Annotated in this window: 14 protein-coding genes and 2 pseudogenes; 5 read left to right on the top strand and 11 right to left on the bottom strand. The window is 65.1% G+C overall.

The window, feature by feature from the left end; translation table 11 throughout:
• Nucleotides 1–27 precede the first annotated feature (27 nt).
• From benB to CFB89_RS30825, 6 genes and pseudogenes are all read right to left on the bottom strand, one after another.
• Entirely contained in the window at nt 28–516 is a 489-nt protein-coding gene (benB, locus tag CFB89_RS30850) for a benzoate 1,2-dioxygenase small subunit (protein WP_089471262.1), read from the bottom strand.
• On the bottom strand, nt 513–1,871 hold the full coding sequence (locus tag CFB89_RS30845; RefSeq protein WP_089471699.1) for a Rieske 2Fe-2S domain-containing protein: 1,359 nt from the start codon (nt 1,869–1,871) through the stop codon (nt 513–515). The genes benB and CFB89_RS30845 overlap by 4 nt, the downstream gene beginning before the upstream one ends.
• Nucleotides 1,872–1,987: 116 nt before the next feature.
• Complete coding sequence (catA, locus tag CFB89_RS30840) at nt 1,988–2,938, bottom strand: catechol 1,2-dioxygenase (RefSeq protein WP_089471261.1); 951 nt, start codon at nt 2,936–2,938, stop codon at nt 1,988–1,990.
• A gap of 119 nt (nt 2,939–3,057) precedes the next feature.
• A pseudogene (locus tag CFB89_RS30835) lies at nt 3,058–3,249 on the bottom strand (muconate cycloisomerase); the annotation flags it as partial.
• A gap of 686 nt (nt 3,250–3,935) precedes the next feature.
• A complete protein-coding gene (locus CFB89_RS30830) occupies nt 3,936–5,417 on the bottom strand; it encodes a winged helix-turn-helix domain-containing protein (RefSeq protein ID WP_089471260.1) in 1,482 nt (493 codons plus the stop codon).
• Nucleotides 5,418–5,420: 3 nt separating this feature from the next.
• Nucleotides 5,421–6,293, bottom strand: coding sequence for a PhzF family phenazine biosynthesis protein (locus tag CFB89_RS30825; protein ID WP_089471259.1), 873 nt, complete (start codon nt 6,291–6,293; stop codon nt 5,421–5,423).
• A 208-nt stretch (nt 6,294–6,501) separates the two neighbouring features.
• Here CFB89_RS30825 and CFB89_RS30820 point away from each other — a divergent pair, with 208 nt between their 5' ends.
• The 4 genes from CFB89_RS30820 (at nt 6,502) to CFB89_RS30805 (ending at nt 11,680) form a co-directional block, all read left to right on the top strand.
• On the top strand, nt 6,502–7,356 hold the full coding sequence (locus CFB89_RS30820; protein WP_089471258.1) for an AraC family transcriptional regulator: 855 nt from the start codon (nt 6,502–6,504) through the stop codon (nt 7,354–7,356).
• Nucleotides 7,357–7,728: 372 nt separating this feature from the next.
• Nucleotides 7,729–9,198, top strand: coding sequence for a benzaldehyde dehydrogenase (locus tag CFB89_RS30815; protein ID WP_089471257.1), 1,470 nt, complete (start codon nt 7,729–7,731; stop codon nt 9,196–9,198).
• A 14-nt stretch (nt 9,199–9,212) separates the two neighbouring features.
• Nucleotides 9,213–10,340 carry an NAD(P)-dependent alcohol dehydrogenase gene (locus tag CFB89_RS30810; protein WP_089471256.1) on the top strand — a complete coding sequence of 376 codons (1,128 nt, stop codon included), beginning with the start codon at nt 9,213–9,215 and terminating at the stop codon, nt 10,338–10,340.
• 170 nt (nt 10,341–10,510) lie between these two features.
• Nucleotides 10,511–11,680, top strand: a complete 1,170-nt coding sequence (locus CFB89_RS30805) for a helix-turn-helix domain-containing protein (protein ID WP_256979838.1) — start codon at nt 10,511–10,513, stop codon at nt 11,678–11,680.
• A gap of 210 nt (nt 11,681–11,890) precedes the next feature.
• Here CFB89_RS30805 and CFB89_RS30800 read toward each other — a convergent pair.
• Nucleotides 11,891–13,336: pseudogene (locus CFB89_RS30800) on the bottom strand (leucyl aminopeptidase); the annotation flags it as partial.
• 580 nt (nt 13,337–13,916) lie between these two features.
• Here CFB89_RS30800 and CFB89_RS30795 point away from each other — a divergent pair.
• Nucleotides 13,917–14,468 carry a sigma-70 family RNA polymerase sigma factor gene (locus CFB89_RS30795; RefSeq protein ID WP_089471253.1) on the top strand — a complete coding sequence of 184 codons (552 nt, stop codon included), beginning with the start codon at nt 13,917–13,919 and terminating at the stop codon, nt 14,466–14,468.
• 77 nt (nt 14,469–14,545) lie between these two features.
• Here the strand turns inward: CFB89_RS30795 and CFB89_RS30790 are convergent, their stop codons facing one another.
• From CFB89_RS30790 to trxA, 4 genes are all read right to left on the bottom strand, one after another.
• Entirely contained in the window at nt 14,546–14,998 is a 453-nt protein-coding gene (locus tag CFB89_RS30790) for a Fis family transcriptional regulator (RefSeq protein ID WP_306427142.1), read from the bottom strand.
• 7 nt (nt 14,999–15,005) lie between these two features.
• Nucleotides 15,006–16,493 (bottom strand): metalloprotease TldD, encoded by a 1,488-nt coding sequence (tldD, locus tag CFB89_RS30785; RefSeq protein WP_089471251.1) that lies wholly within the window; start codon nt 16,491–16,493, stop codon nt 15,006–15,008.
• A 51-nt stretch (nt 16,494–16,544) separates the two neighbouring features.
• Complete coding sequence (locus CFB89_RS30780; protein WP_089471250.1) at nt 16,545–17,903, bottom strand: TldD/PmbA family protein; 1,359 nt, start codon at nt 17,901–17,903, stop codon at nt 16,545–16,547.
• Nucleotides 17,904–18,127: 224 nt separating this feature from the next.
• Nucleotides 18,128–19,348, bottom strand: a complete 1,221-nt coding sequence (gene trxA / locus CFB89_RS30775; RefSeq protein ID WP_089471249.1) for a thioredoxin — start codon at nt 19,346–19,348, stop codon at nt 18,128–18,130.
• Nucleotides 19,349–19,364 lie beyond the last annotated feature (16 nt).

Raw genomic sequence — 19,364 nt, 5'->3', positions numbered from 1 at the left:
ACTTCCTTTCATGGCAAACCAACGGCGTCAGACGTGATACACGTCCAGCACCTGCCGGATGTAGTCGTTCTTCAGCACGATCTTCTTGTGTGAAATAAGCAGCGCATCGCCCGCCCGGCGCAACGTGACGAACATCGTGCCGAAAAAGTGATCGGTCACGCGGTAACGATGGTTCAGCGTGTGGAAGTTGTAGCGCACGTCGACCTCGCCGTCGCGTTCGGCCAGCACCTCGACGTTCGTCACGTTGTGGCTGGTGCGCGGCTCGGGCGTCGATGCACCGCTGCGCTCGGTCTTGATCCGGAACACGCGATCCTCGAGGCCGCCGCGGTCCGCGTAATACATCAGCGAAATCTGGCGCTGCGGATCGTCGGTCGGCCGATCGTCGTCGTCCCACGCGGGCATCCAGTACGTGACGTCCTCCGTGTAGCAGGTCAGCCACGCGTCCCACTCGCGATCGTCGAGCAGGCGCGCTTCGCGATACAGCGCCGCGCAAATCGTCCGGTAATCGAAGCTCATGCCGCCACCTCCCGGCGTTCCTTTTTCAGCGCATCGCGCATCACGCGCACCCAGTGTTCGTGCTGGCACACGAACAGCCCTTCGTCCTCGCTGCGCTCGCCGGAAATGCGCGGGTTCAGCCCCATCTTTTGCGCGTTCTCGTCCGGCCCGTCGATCCACAGCGGCGCGCCGCGCGACAGGTCGTTCCACATCGCCGTGATGCCCGCATAGCCGGCCTGGCACGCACGAAACTCCTCGAGATCGTCGGCCGTGCCCATGCCGGTCACGTTGAAGAAATCCTCGTACTGGCGAATCCGGGTCGTGCGATCGGCCTCGCTCTCGCCCTTCGGCGCGAAGCAGAAGATCGTGACCTCGGTTTTGTCGACGCCGAGCGGCCGCACCACGCGGATCTGCGTGCTGAACTGGTCCATCAGGAACACGTTCGGGTACACGCACAGGTTGCGCGTCTGGTTCACGATGAAATCGGCCTGCACGTCGCCGACGCGCGCACGGATTTCGTCGCGGTGCTGGTACACGGGCCGCACTTCCGGGTTCATCGTCTTGGTCCAGAGCAGGATGTGGCCGTTGTCGAAGCCGTACACGCCCGCGACCGACTTGCTCCAGCCGTTCGCATCGACCGCCTTGGTGCCGTCTTCCTTGCGGCGGCTCATCGTCGCCGCATAGTTCCAGTGCACGGTGCTGACGTGGTAACCGTCGCAGCCGTTTTCCATCTGCATCTTCCAGTTGCCTTCGTAGATGTAGGACGAGTTGCCGCGCAGCACTTCGAGCCCGTTCGGCGCCTGGTCGACGATCTGGTCGATGATCACGCGCGCTTCGCCGAGATAATCCTCGAGCGGCAGCACGTCGGCGTTGAGGCTGCCGAACAGAAAGCCGCGATAGTTCGCGAAGCGCGCGACCTTCTTCAGGTCGTGCGAGCCGTGCGTGTTGAACTGCACCGGATACTCGGTCGTCTTCTCGTCCTTCACCTTCAGCAGCTTGCCGGTGTTCGAAAAGGTCCAGCCGTGGAACGGGCACGTGAAGCTGCCCTTGTTGCCGTGCTTGCGGCGGCACAGCATCGCGCCCTTGTGCGCACACGCATTGATCACCGCATGCAGCTCGCCGGTCTTGTCGCGCGTGATGACGATCGGCTGGCGGCCGATCCACGTCGTGTAGTAATCGTTGTTGTCGGGAATCTGGCTTTCGTGCGCGAGGTACACCCAGTTGCCCTCGAAGATGTGCTTCATCTCGAGTTCGTACAGCTCCGCGTTCGTGAAGATGTCGCGGCGGCAGCGGAAGATGCCGGCCGCCTTGTCATCCTGCACGGCGGTCTCCAGCAGGTGATCCAGTTCGTTCGTAGCGTCGATCGTGACGGCCATGATGGCTCCTTCCATGCGCGTGCCGCGTCCTGCAAGCACGCTCGCATCGGTATCGGTTGAATCTCGGGGGACCGGCCGGCAGCAGCGGCGCACGCGCGCCGCCGTGCCGTCGGCGGTTATGCGGCGGCGGACGCGCGCAGGCGTTCGACGATCTGGTTGTCCTTGCCCTGCACGCGCGGCGTCAGCACGAAGTTGAACTCGATGTCCTGGTACGCGTCGGCCTTCATGCCGAGCGCCGTGCCGCCGGTCTTTTCGGTCACGGGCGGAATCAGTTCCTCGCGCGTCGCATACGCGAAGTCATCCCAGATCAGCGGATCGCCGTCGATGTTGAACTGCGTCGTCAGCTTGCGGTGATCGGGGCTGTCGACGAAGAAGTGCACGTGCGCGGGGCGGTTGCCGTGGCGGCCGAGACGGTTCAGCAGGTGCTGCGTCGCGCCCTGCGGTGGGCAGCCGTAGCCGACCGGCATCAGCGTGCGGAATTCGTATTGGCCGTCGGCGCCCGTCCTCACCGCGCCGCGCAGGTTGAAATCGCTCTGCTTGCCGGTCGGGTCGAAGTGCGAATAGAAGCCGTGCGAATTCGCATGCCAGCACTCGACCAGCGCGCCGGCCACCGGCTTGCCGTCGAGATCCTTCACCGTGCCGTGGATCACGAGCGGGCCCGCGCCGTCGTCCGCGTCGAGGTCGATCTTCGCGACGCCGTCGCGCACCGGCGCGCCCGCCACGTACAGCGGCCCCTCGATCGTGCGCGGCGTGCCGCCGTCGAGGCCGATCGCCTCGTCCTCGGCATCCATCCGGATGTCGAGATACTTCTCGAGACCGAGGCCGGCCGCAAGCAGCGCCGCTTCGCCATCCTGACCAAGCTTGTTCAGATAGTTCACGCCGGCCCACACTTCGTCGGGCGTGATGTCGAGATCGTCGATCGCCTTGAACAGATCGCCGAGCAGGCGCAGCACGATCTGCTGCGTGCGTGCGTCGCCTTTCGTGCCGTTTTCGCCGCTCCCGCCCGCGTTCGATGCGGCCTTCAGCAGGTCCTGCACTTCCCGGGTATCGAAAACTTTGACGCTCATGATGCTGTCTCCATGTGTATTGGGGGGGATGACGGTCTTTGCCTGACTCGATTGCCGCGTGACGTTCGTCAGCCTCTTCCGGGCGAAGCGCCCGACCTCGTTCCCGTCGAGCGCGATGCCGGGCTTTCCGGGCAGTGGGCTATACCCGCGATCGTCGTGCCTTCGCCGATACCGGTCACGCCGTCGCTACCGAACACCTTCGTCAGCATCAAGGTCTGACCGTGCATCGTCGCCGCCGACAGCTTGTGCGGGCGGATCGCCGGCAGATCGACGAGGCGGGTTTCGATGCGTTCGATGGTGGCGGAGGACATGGAGCGCGCTGCGTGGGGGCTGTTCATGGAATGGATTTATACGCGGCGGGGAAATGACGCGTCCAATACTTTTAGGCGGGATTTTTTATACCTTATGGGTATCAAAATCCGACTTTAGATCCGGAATATTGCGTTGCACCATACCTGTTTTAGCTAGATATGCGGGCCTAAAGGCTTGATGGAGCGGGGTCGCGCGGGTACGCCATATCGCTTGGGCGGGGAAGCGGCACGAGTGGTTTCGGCACGGGAAAAGCCGGCTGAAACCGGCGGCCTGCCGAGTCGATCAGGGTTTTCCTGACGGGAAAAACCGTGGGCCGGCCATCCGGCCTTCGGTTTCGGCATCGGTTTTCGCGAATGACCGGCTGGAAGCGCGTGGGCGGATATCGGCGTTCGTCACCGATATGCGTCGGCCGTCAGAAGCTGACGGCCACTATCGGGCCAGAGCCCGACGATGCCCCATGACGCTCGACGCGCCGCGCTTCAAACTATTCCGAGCAGGAAGGACAGCTATCACCCGGTGCCGTCTTCTGCGGATTCGTGCCTGAGTAGACGGAAGGTCGCCACGGGAGGGATTGTTTCGAAACGGCCCGACGCGTTTCGGTCGATCAGCTTTGGGGTGGGACCACCGCGCGCCGCCATTCGTTCAGGCTGCGTTAGCGGGTCCGGGCCGCGATTTCCGTACATGCTCAGATGCCGTAGGCCAGCTCCCGCTCTTCCACTTTCTCGTTGAGCGATCCCGTTTCCATGGTCGGCGCCTCCTCACAAGCACCGAAGTGGTACCCGGCATAGTGCGCGAGCATTCGAATGTCCTTTCCTCCGATACGACGCTTTTGCAACGCGTATGCTCGAGCGGATTCGGAAAGGAAAAATCGATGTTCGCCGTTGCCCGGCTCGACGCTCACGAGCGACTTCTCGGTCAGTTCGGCGATGTCGCTGGCAACGTCGGACAGCGTATACCTCGCATCACATACCAGCGCGCGCAATGCCTCGAACGTAAAAGCAGTCTGGAATGCCGCCACGTGACCCAATAGCTTCTGACTCGACGGGCTCAGCGACGCAAAGCTCCAATCGAAGCTGGCCTGTAACGTCTGGTGGTGCGCAAGCGCCGTCCTGTATCCCCGCGTCAGCAACTGGAAGCGATCGTCGAGAAATCCGTGAACACCTCGAACGCCCAAGGCACCGATACGCCCGACCGCCATTTCGATCGCGAGTGGATTACCGTCGAGGCGACGACAGATGTCCCCGACGAGACGAGCGCTTTTTCTTAAAGTATCGAGGTCGCAACCTGACTGTTTCGCGCGCTGCAAGAACATTTGCACTGCCTCGCAATCCAGCAGTTCCGCGATGGATGACTCCGGGCGTGGCACCTGGAGCGGGCGCACGTGGAAGACCGTCTCACCGGACACCCTCAACCGCTCGCGGCTCGTGACGAGTACCCGCACGTTGCCCAGCCGCATGCAAACTGAATCGACCAGTCGAGCGACTGCATCGACGACGTGCTCGGCGTTGTCCAGCACCAGCAGCGTGCGGTCTCGCGGCAAAGCTGCGACCAGCGCGTCGACGGCCGGCCTGTCGCACCGTATCGACAGGCCGAATGCCGTCGCGATTTTCTGCAGAACCGCTTCCGGGGACGCCGCATCGGAAAGCGCGACGAAACGTGTGATATCAAAACGGCCGCTGGCCGCCGCATGAGCCACTTCAATTGCCGCGCTCGTTTTCCCGACGCCACCGGCGCCCACCAGTGTCAATATATGCGTCGTGTCCAGTGTTGCCGCGATATTGGAGACCAGGCTATCGCGCCCAATGAGCTGTCCGTGCCGTCGCGGGATATCGCTGTCGCCCTGCCTGACCGGTGTAGCCGGCGTCGAATTCGCGCTCGGGGCGGATCTCTGCGTCAGTTGGTAACCGCGACCGGGTACGGTCACAATCAGGTCGCGTTGCGATCCGAACAATTTGCGCAACGCGGAAATGTGCACCTGCAGATTGTTTTCTTCAACTACCGTGCCGAGCCAGACCGCGGCCATCAACTCGTCTTTCGTTACGAGACGTCCCTCCGCCGACAACAGTACCGCGAGCACGTCGAAGGCACGCGAACCGACATGGATAGCCTTCCCGTCACGTCGTAACGAGCGCGTCGACAAATCGACTTCGAGTGTGCCTGCCAACATGGCTCAGGCCCCGTCCATCAGACAAACCGGGCCACTGAGCCAGCACCCTCTGCTTTCATCGGCCGGATCGCGAAAGTTCACCGTGATCGCGGATGGACGGCCCATCGCCACGCCCTGACGCACGACGATGCCGCGCCCTCCTCGGGTGACGAGCCCATGGCGATGCGCGCCGTACAGGAGCGCTGCCGCGGCGATGCCGGTGGCCGCGTCTTCCGGATAGCCGGACGCGCGCGGGAACTGCCGTGCGTCGAACACGTGCGGGGCATTGGCATCGAGCGAAAACGGATACAGGCCGGTCGACGACAGCGCGTCGCATAAGGCTTCGATCTGATCGAGTTTCGGCGTGATCGCATTCAGCCGTGAGGTCGTGCGGATCGGCACCAGCGTTTTCGGGCGGCTCGTCGTTGCGTTGACGATGCCGAGCGGCAGCAGATCGTCCGCATCGAGGTTCAACACGTCGCGTGTCCTGGCAATGAGCGCCGCGTCGACAACCGGCTCGACGCGTCCCGCGGGCTGGCTGACTTCGATCCGTGCGTCGGACGCGTCGTACCGCGCTTCGACGCTGCCGCTCAGCGTTTCAATCAGCGCCGTGTTCGTGTGCCATACGCCTGTGTGACGCAGCAGCCACAATGCGCCCAGCGTCGCGTGTCCGCACATCTCCATCTCGTGGTTGGGCACGAAAAAGCGGAAGCGGAAATCATGGCGCGGATCGACGGCGCGCATCACAAACCCGCTTTCGAGACCATACGCGCGGGCCACCTCTTTCATCTGCGCGTCGGACCAGCCGTTCGCGTCGAGCACAATCGGGGCCGGATTGCCGCCGTCGTCGGTGGTGGAAAATACCCGTACAAACCGCACACGTTGTACGATGCTCATTCGCTTGCTCCCTGATTAACCCCGCCTATCGGTGTGCGGCCTTTTGTGAAGCTGGCGCGAAGGCCAGTCCGTCGTCCCTCGCAGCATGCACGATCCGCGTTGTTTCTTCGCTTCCATTTGGGCCGGAACATGCTCACTATCGGGCCATGGCGGTGGGCGTCAGCGCGTTGCCCATTCCTTATGAAGCCCCCAGTCGCAGGTAATCGCCATGTTTTATCAGACGTCTAAATCGCACATTCCCGCCGACCGCGTGGCTGCGACCCGTCGCATCACGATGGCCGATTACGTGACGTCGTGGCACGAGCACGAAGAGTTCATGTTCCTGCTGCCGAGTCAAGGCACGCTGACGCTGACTTCCGAGCGTTCCAAGCATGCGCAGCGCATCAGCGCCGGCGTGCTTGCGATGGTTCCTGCCGGGATTTTTCACGACACGGCGAGCAATCCCGGCGAGCACTGTCATACGGCGGTCTACGCGGAGCGCGACTTCGTTTCGTTTTGTGCGCGCAAATCCAACGTCCGGATCGCCGGGGGCGATGCCCCGCGCTACTGCGTGCCGCCGCCTGCGCTGCTCGGGGCGCTGCGTTTGCAAACACAGTTCGACGCGGACGACAAAACGGGGGAAGCGCACGATATGTCGCGGTATCAAAACGATCTGGTCGATCGGCTGATTGCGTCGGCGTGCGTGGCGGCGATGCTCGGCGCCGCACCGAGCGATGCGAATCCGAAGGCTTCGCGCGAGCAACGGGTCAATGAAATCAAGGCGTATCTCGACGTCAGGCTGGCGGAGCGGATCGATATCGAGACAATCGCTTCGGAATTCGCGATATCGCGACGTCATCTCACCCGGATCTTCCGCGAGGAGACCGGCGAAAGCCTCACCGATTATCAGCTCCGGCAACGTGTCATGCGCGCGCGTTCGCTCTTGAATGTTCCCGGCACGACCGTGCTGTCGGCAGCCCTGAGCGTCGGGATCGAATCACCGTCCTATCTGGCAAGGCTCTTCAACAAGTTCGGTCTGCCTTCGCCCCGCGAGCTGAAGGCATCCCGTACTCGATGCAACTGACGTCTCGTCACTTCTGACTTCTGTCGGCCCCATCGGATTCGAACCACTCATCCGGTAAATCCTGCCGCACCTGACCGCTCGCGACAAGCTTGCTGCCGGCGGTTTACCGGCGACAGCGCCAGACTGTGACGGTGAACGGCCAATGCCGCACCGACGATATCTGCAGTGTCGTCACACCGCGTGCGGCACACGTCCACCCAGCGACTGTTCAATTTCCGCACACCGAATCGCCTTCCCCCGCCAGTCCATGCGGGCGCGACGGATGGGAAAAAACCCGGATACCCCCCTTTCACCGCTCTCGCCTACCTTCGCGCGCATGCCGGTCGACGCCCAAGCAACGATCCGGCCGATCCGAATTTCCCAGGAGCGCACATGGATAGCATCCACCCCGTACTGTTCGACACCGACATCTGGCGCGGCAAGATCTTCACCGGCCGCTGGCACGCGAGCCCGCACTTGGCCGACGTGATCGAACCGGCGACCGGCCACACGCTCGGCCGCATCGGTCTTGCCGACGGCGCCGCCATCGCCGAAGCCTCGGCCACCGCACACCGCACCCAGCCCGCCTGGTTTGCCCTGCCCTACGACGCGCGCGCGGCGGTCCTGCGCCGCGCGGCGGCCGTCGCCGAAACGCACTTCGATTCGATCGTCGACTGGCTTGTGCGCGAAAGCGGCTCGACGCGCGCGAAGGCCGCGTTCGAAACGTCGGTCACGATCAAGGCGCTGCACGAAGCGGCCGGCCTGCCGTCGCGCGCGGCCGGCGAAGTGCTGCCGTCGGCGGCCGGCCGGTTGTCGCTCGCGCGCCGCCGCCCGCGCGGCGTGGTCGGCGTGATCTCGCCGTTCAATTTCCCGCTGTACCTCGCGATACGCGCGGTCGCGCCGGCGCTCGCGCTCGGCAACGCGGTCGTGCTGAAACCCGATCCGCGCACCGCCGTGTGCGGCGGCGTCGCGATCGCCCGGGTGTTCGAGCTCGCCGGCTTGCCCGAAGGCGTGTTGCACGTGCTGCCGGGCGACGGCGCGGCCGGCGCGGCGCTGGTCGCCGATCCGCACGTCGCGATGATCCAGTTCACCGGCTCCACCGCGGCCGGGCGCAAGGTCGGCGAAGCGGCCGGCCGCCACCTGAAGAAGATATCGCTCGAACTCGGCGGCAAGAATTCGCTGATCGTGCTCGACGATGCCGACCTCGACCGCGCGGTCGCGAACACCGCATGGGGCGCGTATCTGCACCAAGGCCAGATCTGCATGGCGACCGGCCGCGTGCTCGTGCAACGCACGATTCACGACCGCTTCGTCGCGAAGCTCGTCGAGAAGGCCCAGAGCCTGCGCGTCGGCGACCCGGCCACCGGCGACGTCGGCCTCGGCCCGCTGATCAACGCCGCGCAACGCGACCATGCGGCGAGCGTGGTCGACGCGGCCCGCCGCGCGGGCGCCCGCGTCGAGACGGGCGGCAATCATCGCGGCCTGTTCTTCGAGCCGACCGTGCTGAGCGGCGTCGCGCCGGGCAATCCGGCGTTCGACGAGGAGATTTTCGGGCCGGTCGCGATCGTCGTGCCGTTCGATACCGACGAAGACGCGATCGCGCTCGCGAACCGCACCGAATACGGGCTGTCGATGGCGATCCTGTCGGCGGACGTCGGCCGCGCGCTGAGGATCGGCGAGCGGCTGAACACGGGGCTGCTGCACATCAACGACCAGACGGTCAACGACGAAGTGATCAACCCGTTCGGCGGCGTCGGCGCATCGGGCAACGGCACGAGCATCGGCGGTGCGGCAAACTGGGAGGAATTCACGCAGTGGCAGTGGCTGACGATCAAGGGCGAAGCGCCGCTGTATCCGATTTGACGAGGAGACCGACCATGTACACCGAAAACGATGCACGCGCCGTCACCGCGGCCGTCGCGCGCGCCGCCGGCGCGCCCTTCTCGATTGAACCGGCCCGCATCCGCGCGCCGCGCGGCGACGAGGTGCTCGTGCGCGTCGTCGCGACCGGCCTGTGCCATACCGACCTGATCGTGCGCGACCAGTACTATCCTGTGCCGCTGCCGGCCGTGCTCGGTCACGAAGGCGCCGGCGTGGTGGAGGCGGTCGGCCCGAACGTGAAGACGCTCGCCGCCGGCGATCACGTCGTGCTGACCTATGGCGCGTGCGGCCATTGCGCGTCGTGCGTCGGCGGCCACGGCGCGTATTGCCGGCAGTTCTTCGCGCTGAATTTCGGCGGCGCCGACGCCGACGGGCAGACGGCCATCCGCGACGAAGCCGATCAACCGCTGCACGATCACTTCTTCACGCAGTCGTCGTTCGCGAGCTACGCGCTCGCACGCGAGAACAACGCGATCAAGGTGCCGAAGGAAGCGCCGCTCGAGCTGCTCGGCCCGCTCGGCTGCGGAATCCAGACCGGCGCGGGCGCGGTGATCAACTCGCTCGCGGTGCGCCCGGGCAGCAGCTTCGCGAGCTTCGGTGCGGGCGCGGTCGGGATGAGTGCCGTGATGGCCGCGCGCATCGCCGGCGCGACGACGATCATCGCGGTCGACATCGTGCCGTCGCGGCTCGCGCTGGCGCTCGAACTCGGCGCGACGCACGCGATCAACAGCAAGGAAATCGACGTGGTCGACGCGATCCGCGAAATCACCGGCGGCGGCGTCGACTACGCGCTCGAATCGACCGGGCTGCCGGCGGTGCTGTCGCAAGGGATCGACGTGCTCGGCTCGCGAGGCACGATGGGCGTGGTCGGCGCGCCGAAGCTCGGCACGAAAGCCGAATTCGACGTGAACAGCCTGCTGCTCGGCGGCCATACGATCCGCGGCATCGTCGAAGGCGACAGCGTGCCGCAGACGTTCATTCCGCAGCTCGTGCAGTTGTATCTGCAAGGGCGGTTTCCGTTCGACCGGCTGGTGAAGTTCTATCCGCTCGACCAGATCAACCAGGCGGCGGAAGACAGCAGCAAGGGGATCACGCTGAAGCCCATCCTGCGGCTGCCGCATTGAGCGCGCGCGGGCCCCGTGCGTGCCGCCGCCCCTCGCGGCAGCACGCGACGACGCCCGGTCGGGAAGAAAAATGCCGCATTCCGGGCACCGGGCTATATTACGCATTCGCTCGACACGCCGGCGCGGCACGCGCGTCCGGACCTTCGACCCACATGGAGCGCAGCGTGAACATGGCCCCCGAATCCCCTGCACGGCCGGTCGACCTGAACCGGCTCCGCGCCCGCTTCGCCGCCGGCGAACCGCTGCCGGAAACGGCATTGCCCGCCAGCGTCGCGCGCTCGTGGCTGCGCTCGCGCGACGCCGGGCTCCGGCCGTGGCAAACCGCCCGCTATGAAATGCAGCGCGAGCACGACGAATCGCGCGCGGACCGCCGGCTCCATCGCTGCGTCGCGCAGGAAATCGAGCCGCTGTGGGCCGCATTCGGCGGCAGCGAATGGACGATCATGTGCGTCAATCCGCAAGGCACGGTCGTCCATGCGCGGCGCAGCCCGCAATGCGACGACGCGCTGCTGACGCCGATCGTCGCCGGGCGCCGGATCGTCGAACCGAACATCGGCACGACCGCGCCGAGCTGTGTGATTCACGACGGCGCCGAGGCCATCGTCGCGGGCGCGCAGCACTATCTCGACGCGTTCTCGCGGGTGTTCTGTCTCGCGGTGCCGCTGGTCGGCTTCGACGGCGAAGTGATCGGCGCGCTCGATATCACCGGCATCGGCCGGCGCAACGTCGCGCAACTGCGCGAGCCGCTCCGGCATGCGTCGCTATCCGCCGAGCAGCGGCTCTATGCGATGCTGCGCGACTGCCATCTGTTGCAGGTGCAATTCGATCCGCGCTGGCTCGGCACGCCGCTCGCCGGCGTCATTGCGCTCGACGAAGCGGGCCGCGTGCGCGCGGTGAGCCGCCTGGCACGCCAGATGCTTGACCTCGCGCCTGCCGGGCCGGTGGCGCCGCACGATCTCCGGCAGCTGTTGCCCGGCGCCACGCCCGCGCAGCAGCGCCGTTTGCTGACACCGGCACGCACGCCGCAACGGATCGCTCGCGACGATGGTAGCCACGTATGGGTTCGCACCGTGCGTGCACCGCTCGATCGCGCGAGCGCAACGCGCCACGCCGACGTGCTCGTCGACGCGGAGGACGTGTGCACCGCGGCGCCGGCCGTCCGCCCGCACGCCAACGCCAGCCTGCACGAACAGTCGCTCGATGCGATCCGGCGCGCGCTCGACGAGCACGACGGCAACGTGTCGGCGGCCGCGCGGCAACTGGGCATTTCACGCACGACGCTGTACGCGAAACTTCGGCAGCGCGATGCGGCGGGGATCCGACACGACGGGTCGCATTGACGATGCGGGGTGAAGCAGGCTGCGTGGCCATGGCGCTTGGGGCTTGTTCACGCTGATAACAGGTTTGCGCCGCCCCCCACAGGCCAATACATGTTTGGGTCTCGTCCTCTTGGTCTCGTATAGTCGCAGCCAGTCATTCGCAGGGGCGCGCGCCGTTTCACCGTCGAGCACCGCGCCGGACTCGAGCCGGCCGGCGCGCGGCGTGCGAATTCACGCTTGCACGCGACTCGCGAGATACTCCACGAGCAATGCGACCGGCCGGCCGGTCGCGCCTTTCGTCGCGCCGCTTCGCCACGCGGTGCCTGCGATGTCGAGATGCGCCCACGGATATGCCTGCGCGAAGCGTGACAGAAAACAGGCTGCCGTAATACTGCCCGCCGCGCGGCCGCCGATATTCGCCAGATCGGCGAAATTCGATTTCAGTTGCTCGCCGTACGCGTCGTCGACGGGCAGACGCCATATCGCGTCCGACGCGGCTTCAGACGCATGCAGCAACGCGTCGGCAAGTGCATCGTCATTGGCGAACAGGCCGCTGCGATGATGGCCGAGCGCGACGACGCACGCTCCCGTGAGCGTGGCCACGTCGATCACGGCGGCGGGCCGGAAGCGCTCCGCATACGTGAGGGCATCGCACAGAATGAGTCGCCCCTCCGCGTCGGTGTTGAGCACCTCGATCGTGAGGCCCTTCATGCTCGTGACGATGTCGCCCGGCTTGTTCGCATCGCCGCCGGGCATGTTCTCGCAAGCCGGAATGATCGCGACGACATTCAGCCGCAGCCCCATCTCGGCGACGGCCTGCATCGCACCCAGCACCGCGGCCGCCCCGCACATGTCGTATTTCATCTCGTCCATGGCTTCGGCAGGCTTGAGCGAAATCCCGCCCGAATCGAACGTGATGCCTTTGCCGACCAGCACGACGGGCGCCGTGCGCGGGCCGGCGCCGCGATACTGGAGGACGATCAGTTGCGCCGGTTGTGCCGAGCCGCGCGCGACGCTCAGGAATGCGCCCATTTTCAACGCGGTGATACGTTGCGGTCCGAACACGTCCACCTTCATGTCCCAGTCGCGGGCGATCTTCCTTGCCGTATTCCCAAGCCATGCGGGCGTGCAAACGTTGCCGGGCATATTGCCGAGATCGCGCGCGAGATCGATGCCGTTTGCCAGTGCCACGGCGCGCCGGATGACTCGCTTCGCGGCTTTCATCGCATCGGCTTCGACTGCGAACACCGCTGCGGTCAATGAGCAAGGAACATCGTCTTTCTCGCTTTTCATGTCGACGAAGCGATAACGCTCCTCGCGCAATTCAAGCACGGCAGCGCGCACGCGGGCGGCTGCGTCGAGGTCGATCACCGGCGCGAGTGTCAGCGCGATATTCGCCTTCGTGAGCCGGGTGGCGAGTACGGCGCGCCAGGCAGCACGCAGTGCCTGCCCATAGCGTCGACGGTCGAGCGCCTCCGACGTGCCGAGCCCGACCAGCAAGATGCGCGACGCGCCCATGTGTTGCACTTCGTGCAACCAGCATGTCGAACCGACCTTTCCATCGATATCGCCTGCCTTCCACAAACGGTCGATGCGTGCCGCGACCGCGCGATCGGGCATCGCCCACGTCGCAGACGGTTTCTGGTTTTCGAACAAACCGATCACGAGGCAATCGGCATCGGAGGCGTAGCCTTCGGCAGGCGTGCAGAGCAGAAAATTCATGGATCGAGCACAACGCGGGAGTAAGGGGGAAACGTCACGGCAGGCGGTTCCCGGCCCTGCCGCGACACTGCCGAAATCGTACGCGTCACGACGTAAACGACTTTTGCAAATTAAATCGCCGGTCGGCCGAAATGAGGGACGTTTTTCCGCGGCGGCGGCGCTCGGCGGAATACCTTTTCAGCGCAGGTTGCGATGTCGGGAATTCGCCGTCCTCATTCCGATCGTCGCCTCACCACGATTCCACGATCCCTTGGTTTGTCGACGATGCGGTATCCGTATCGTTCACGGATTCGTCAGACTTATCGGCCGATGGCAGCGTGATTTTTCGACGGCGAAGCGACGGCACAAAATATTGCGTTGGTTTCAAACCACTTTGACTCCGGCGGTTTTTGTAATGGCATACTCAAGCCTGGGCGCTGCGCAGAGGCGTTGTCACTTCCAGAGGCGTGGCGGCGCAAATAATGTGCGCTTCTCATGTGCTGTTTTCGTGCACGCTTGCGTGCCTTGACGCCACGGGTCCAGGAATCCGTTTCATATGAATTACAGCTCACCGATCAGTGGCTCCCCCACGAGAAGCGACGTCGACGACGAACGCACGCGCTCGCGTGCGGCATGGCTGACCAGTGAATTCCGCGCGAGCTATGCATGGCTGAAGTCGAAACTGCAAAGGCGCGTCGGCTCGCCGGCCGACGCGGAGGATCTCGCGTCGTCATCGTTTGCAGAACTGGCGGATGTGCAGGACCTGACAGCCGTGCGCGATGCACGGGCCTTTCTCACGGTCATCGCCCAGCGTCTCACCTACGAGATGTGGCGCCGCCGCGACCTGGAACGCGCGTACCTCGAAACGCTCGTCCATCGGGAAGAAGCCGTCACGCCGTCGGCGGAAAGCATGGCGGAAGTGACGCAGGCGCTCTTGCTCGTGGATCAGGCGTTGAACGGCCTGTCACCCAATACGAAAAGCGCTTTCGTGATGAGTCAGATAGACGGCCTCACGCACGCTGAAATCGCCGAGCAGCTCGGCGTGTCGGTGAGCATGGTGCGCAAATATATCGCGCAGGCGCTGACGCAGTGCTATCTGATGGCATGAGCCGGCTGCGCCCGCGTCGGCGCTCCGCTGCCGGCTGACATTCTCCCCTGCCGTTCGTCGTCACGGACGTGCGTCTCTCACTGCGCCGCACCGGGTCGCTCCAGTTGCCGTGCGACGATGTCGATCACCCGGACGGGCGCTGTCTCGAGTTGCGAGTCGTGATCCGTCACGAGCGCCGCGAAGGCGCGAAAGGCGGCCTGGTCGAATCCGTAGCGGCCTTCCTCTCCCGATTCATAGGCATTGCCGGCGATGCGCTCGTATTCGTCGGACGCATGCAGGTGTTGCCCGCCGTAGCCGAGTTCGCGCAGCATCGTGGCGGCCATCGCCACGCGCAACAGGATGCGCAGCGCGGTCAGCGAGCCGGCGCCGGCGCGCAGCGCTTCGAGCTGAAGGTGATACTCCAGGGCAAGCGCATCGCGAATGGCCTTCGGTAAAGGCAGAAGCTCCGTCTTGTCCGCCCGCGACCGCACTCTCGACTGGTCGAGACGCTGTGCCCACCCTCTCATCGTCGGCTCGCCATCCGTCCGCACGCATTCGTCATGCCGTGCCGCCCACCGTCATGTCGTCCACGCGAACGGTAGGCTGCCCCACGCTCACCGGCACCGACTGGCCGGCCTTGCCGCACACGGCGCGGCCGGTGTCGAGCTCGAGGTTGTTGCCGACCATGCTGATTTTCTGGATCGTTTCCAGCCCGTTGCCGGTGATCGTCGCGCCTTTCACGGGCGCGCAGAGCCTGCCGTTTTCGATCAGGAACGCTTCCGATGCCTCGAACACGAACTGCCCGCTCGTGATGTCGACCTGGCCGCCTTCGAGCCCGGCTACATAGATCCCGCGCTTCACCGACGCAATGATCTCGTCGTGCTCGCGATCGCCGTTGAGCATGAACGTGTTGGTCATGCGAGGCATCGGCAACACCGCATAGCTCTCACGGCGGCCATTGCCGGTCGGCCGCATGTTCATTAGGCGCGCGTTGAGCGAGTCCTGCATGCAGCCGCGCAACACGCCGTCCTCGATCAACACCGTGCGTTGCGTCGGACAGCCCTCGTCGTCGACATTGAGCGAACCACGGCGGCCTTCGAGCGTGCCGTCGTCGACGATGGTGACGTTGCGCGCCGCCACTCGCTCACCGATGCGGCCCGCGAACACCGACGTCTTGCGCCGTATGCCGTCGGCCTCGAGACCATGACCCACGGCTTCGTGCAACAACACGCCATTCCAGCCCGGCCCGACGACGACCGTCATCGTTCCCGCCGGCGCGGGCCGTGCATCCAGTTTCGTCAGCGCGGCTTCGACGCGGTCGTACACCAGCGTGCGGAGGTCGTCGTCAGACCAGGAAGCGATCCCGTAGCGACCGCCGATCCCCCCGCTTGCGCTTTCGACCCGGTCGCCCGATTTGACCCGTACGTTGATCGCCAACCGCAGCATGGGTCGCACGTCGCCGACACTGAGCCCGTCGCAACGCGCGATCCACACCGTCTCGTGCGTCGCGGCGAGCATGGCGTTGACCTCGACCACGCGCCGATCCTTCGATCGCGCCAGTTCGTCGACGCGCTTGAGCAGCGCGAGTTTGCGCTCCGCGCCGATCGTGCCGAGCGAGGCTCGCGGGGCATAGATCGATCGCGCCGCCGCCGAGCCGGCTGGTTCGCCGCGAGGCGTTGCGCGGGCGATTGCCTCCGGTCCCGAACGAATCTGCCGCGCGATCGTGCGCAACGCGTCGGCCCCGATTCGTTGCGAACTCGCGAACGTCGTCTCCTCGCCGTTCAGCACGCGAATGCCGAATCCCGAATCGCATAGCCAGGCGCCGCCCCGCACGGCGCCGCCTTCGAGCGACCACGATTCGGCGATCGACGCCTTCAGATAGATGTCGGCGAAGTCGCCGGACTGGCCGAGCGCGCTGTTCAGCGCGGCGAACAGGTGCGTTTCGTCGATGCCGTGTTTGTCCAGCAGCCCGGCATACGCCGCGCGACGCATGTCGTCGAGCGAGGGGCCGCGGGTGTGGGTCAGGGTTTCGTTCGTGTCCAGCATGGTGTCGTACCGGTATGTGACAGGAAAGGTTGGCCGCGCACGCCGGGCGCGTCAGCTGCCGCCAATTCTCATTTCATCGATCAGCCACGAACCCGTGCGGAAGCTTCCTCTGGTCACGGTGTCGGCGCCCACGGCGAGCAGGCCGGAAAACATCGCGTCCAGATTCGACGCGATCGTGATGCCGGTGACCGGAAAACGGATCTGGCCGTTCTCCACCCAGAACCCTTTCGCGGCACGCGAGAAATCGCCGGTCAATCGATTCACGCCACCGCCTGCCATCTCGGTGACGAACAAGCCGCGATCGAGCCTTTTCAGCATCGCGTCGATCCCGTCCGCGTGGCCAGTTTTCTCGCTGCGCACTTCGAGGTTGTGCGGGCCCCAGCCGTTACCGGTCGGCGCCATGCCGAGACGCCGGGCCGCATACAAGCCAAGAAAATAGCCGCGCAACACACCTGCGTCGACAATCGATCGCCGGGACACGGCCACGCCGTCGGCGTCGAAACAGCGGCTCGCCAAGCCTCTCGGGACGAACGGATCTTCGTAGACCTGAATGTGATCGGCAAAGACGCGAGTGTCGAGACGGTGGGTCAGGTATGAGCCCGTCCGATAGAGCGCATCGCCCGACGCCGCGTTGACGAACTCGCCGAGCAGCGACATCGCGGCCATCGGCTCGAACAACACGGAGCAACGCTGCGTTTCAACCTGCGTGCCGCCCAGCAGCGCGAGCGCGCGCGTCGCGGCTTGCGCGCCGATCCGTGCGGGGGCGTCGAGATCAGCATAGGCGCGCGCGCCATCGCTCCAGAATCCCATCTGTTTCTCGCCGGTGCCTGCCGCGACAGGCATGCACGACAAAAAATGCGTGGACCACGGCACGCTGTGCCCGAACCCTTCGCTGGTCGCGAGCAGCGACAGCCCCGCGGAAGTCCCGACGCTGGCGCCGTTGGTCGTCACGATGGCGGGGCTCGTGGAAAATGCGGCCTCTTCCGCGCGACGGGCGTCGTCGAGCATGTCATCGAGCGACAGATCGAGCGGATGATACAAATCCAGATCGATGAAGTCCTTGGCGAGCAAGTCCGCCCGAGCCAGGCCGGCGGCAGCATCGACGTCCGTGACGGACGCGATGTCGATGGCGGCCGCCACCGCACCCGCGAGGCCGTCGGCGGACAAATCGGACGAGGTCGTCGCGCCGCGTCGGCCATTGCGATAGACCACGAGCGAGACCGATGAAGACAGCCGAAGGCTCCGCTCGGTCGGCATCCGGTTGCGCACGGTCGCTGTCCGCGATTCGACATGATCGATCTCCACACGAACGCCGTCGGCCCCTGCGCGTCGTGCGAGATCGAGTGCACATTCGGCCGCTGCCTCCAGGCTGGATTTCACGTCGCGCCACTGCGTACCGCCGTCTTGCATGGAAATTACTCCGAGTGTTGGAATGCCGTGTACCCGCTGAGCCCGCTCATCTGCCGAGACGTTTTCGCGTCATATCGAGGGGGAGCACATTGGAAACAGTCTATCGATCGCGATCGAAATTTTTTTACGAAAGAAATCGCCGTCTCGCGGATTCGTGGAATCGTTTTGCGCGCACGCCGGCGTATCCGGAATTTACGTTCGACGCGCGCTTTTTCTCAGAAGATTTACGTGCAGCGCTTCGTTATCGCGATCAAACGATCGCCGATGCTAATGCCGACCTTTTTCATGGCCCGCGTGCCATCGCCGTAGTGGGATCGAAACCGCGCGATGAGTGAGGAATCCACCAACTCGATCCGCTCGAGGGTCTTCTCGCCATGCGAAGCTTCTTCGCCGCGCTCCACCGCGCGCTTCGACGTTTCGTCCGCGAGTTGCATGAAGCGCCGGTCGTCGTCGGACGTCCAGTTGCAGGCCGCGCGCAACAATTCCCAATGCGCGCCCGCAAGGCCGAATATGAAATCGGTGACGATCGCGGCGTCGCCGAGCGGCTGCGCGGTCAACACGAGGAGCCGTGTCGCCAGCGCATGCGCGGCGCCGGCCGCCGCGGTGTCGGACTTCGCGAGCGCCTGCCTGATTGCGGCCAGTTCCGGGGCGAGCGGCCCTTCCGCCCGCGCGGGGTCATGCTGCGCGGTCAGCCGGTCGCGAATCGACAGCAACGTCGGATCGCCGCCGATCAACTCGGTCATCTCGCCGCCGGACAGCAGATCGGTGACCAGCATTTGCGGCAGCCGCGAGAGATTCGCCCCGACCGGCACGGCATCCAGCCAGTGCGCGACGAACTCCGCGCCGTTCAGATGGGTGCTGCGATAGCTCGACAGCGATTCCACCACGGCCAGCACGTTGGCCGGAATACCCAGCGTTCTTGCGCAATCGTCCACGTCCGCGGTGTTGCAGACGAACTGAATGGCGCTGCCGATTTCGCCATCCCACATCGCTTCCGAAGGCGCGGCCCGCTTGCGGTCCAGCCACGCGCCCAGCGCGGCAAGGCGCTCCGCCTTGAGCTGCGCGTTGCCGCCGAACGCGTTCGGTACAACGGCGATCACCGTCGGCAACGGCGTCACGGAGCCCAGGTGGTTGTCGATGAAGCCGGCCAGTTGCGTGGCGGAGCGATTGCCGACCACACGGCCGAGCTCCTTGCCGCCGCGCAGCAGGATCAGCGTCGGAATACCACGAACGCCGAATCGTTCGCGAACGCCGGCATTCTCGTCCACGTCGATCTTCACGAACGCCACGTTGTCCTGAAATTGCTCGCTCAATTTCGACAGCGTCGGCGCGAGCGCCTTGCACGGACCGCACCACGGCGCCCAGAAGTCCACCAATACGGGAAGCGGGTTGTTGATCACGTCGGCTTCGATTGTTTCCAGCGTCACTGCTTTCAGATTGCTCATGGATCGACCTTGTCCT

The organism is Burkholderia sp. AU16741, from assembly GCF_002223345.1.
Taxonomy (GTDB): Bacteria; Pseudomonadota; Gammaproteobacteria; order Burkholderiales; family Burkholderiaceae; genus Burkholderia; species Burkholderia sola.
Note: the sequence above shows the minus strand (reverse complement) of the source record. Positions and strands in the feature narration are given on the sequence as shown.

Coding starts and splice junctions, on each gene's coding strand:
- benB (WP_089471262.1), bottom strand. CDS start 516: ATGAGCTTCGATTACCGGACGATTTGCGCGGCGCTGTATCGCGAAGCG.
- CFB89_RS30845 (WP_089471699.1), bottom strand. CDS start 1,871: ATGGCCGTCACGATCGACGCTACGAACGAACTGGATCACCTGCTGGAG.
- catA (WP_089471261.1), bottom strand. CDS start 2,938: ATGAGCGTCAAAGTTTTCGATACCCGGGAAGTGCAGGACCTGCTGAAG.
- CFB89_RS30830 (WP_089471260.1), bottom strand. CDS start 5,417: ATGTTGGCAGGCACACTCGAAGTCGATTTGTCGACGCGCTCGTTACGA.
- CFB89_RS30825 (WP_089471259.1), bottom strand. CDS start 6,293: ATGAGCATCGTACAACGTGTGCGGTTTGTACGGGTATTTTCCACCACC.
- CFB89_RS30820 (WP_089471258.1), top strand. CDS start 6,502: ATGTTTTATCAGACGTCTAAATCGCACATTCCCGCCGACCGCGTGGCT.
- CFB89_RS30815 (WP_089471257.1), top strand. CDS start 7,729: ATGGATAGCATCCACCCCGTACTGTTCGACACCGACATCTGGCGCGGC.
- CFB89_RS30810 (WP_089471256.1), top strand. CDS start 9,213: ATGTACACCGAAAACGATGCACGCGCCGTCACCGCGGCCGTCGCGCGC.
- CFB89_RS30805 (WP_256979838.1), top strand. CDS start 10,511: ATGGCCCCCGAATCCCCTGCACGGCCGGTCGACCTGAACCGGCTCCGC.
- CFB89_RS30795 (WP_089471253.1), top strand. CDS start 13,917: ATGAATTACAGCTCACCGATCAGTGGCTCCCCCACGAGAAGCGACGTC.
- tldD (WP_089471251.1), bottom strand. CDS start 16,493: ATGCTGGACACGAACGAAACCCTGACCCACACCCGCGGCCCCTCGCTC.
- CFB89_RS30780 (WP_089471250.1), bottom strand. CDS start 17,903: ATGCAAGACGGCGGTACGCAGTGGCGCGACGTGAAATCCAGCCTGGAG.
- trxA (WP_089471249.1), bottom strand. CDS start 19,348: ATGAGCAATCTGAAAGCAGTGACGCTGGAAACAATCGAAGCCGACGTG.